Genomic DNA, 264 nt, shown 5'->3' with positions numbered 1-264 from the left:
CGGGTAGTGGGCAGCAGGCATTCAAGAGTAGGCTATTTGCAGCCGGCCGTGATCAGGAATTTAGGCTTATCCGCACGCTATTGAAATACCTGCGCGGGCGCTGCGACGGACAAACTCAGGGTGCCATTTGACCGCCCCTACGTTAACCTGCGTGGATGTTCTGAGAGGTTGGTCAGGCACATTCATATCCTGGGTATCTGCGGCACGTTCATGGGTTCGCTGGCGGTGCTCGCCAAAGAGTTGGGGCATCGGGTCACCGGCTCC

Annotated in this window: 1 protein-coding gene; it reads left to right on the top strand. The window is 58.0% G+C overall.

Annotation, left to right across the window (positions count from 1 at the left end; translation table 11 throughout):
• Positions 1 to 120: 120 nt before the first annotated feature.
• Positions 121 to 264: Mur ligase domain-containing protein (locus GUI70_RS25840; RefSeq protein WP_438503517.1), on the top strand; the 144-nt coding region annotated here is incomplete at its 3' end.

Source organism: Deinococcus alpinitundrae (assembly GCF_009982895.1).
In the GTDB taxonomy this organism is placed as follows: domain Bacteria; phylum Deinococcota; class Deinococci; order Deinococcales; family Deinococcaceae; genus Deinococcus; species Deinococcus alpinitundrae.
Note: the sequence above shows the minus strand (reverse complement) of the source record. Positions and strands in the feature narration are given on the sequence as shown.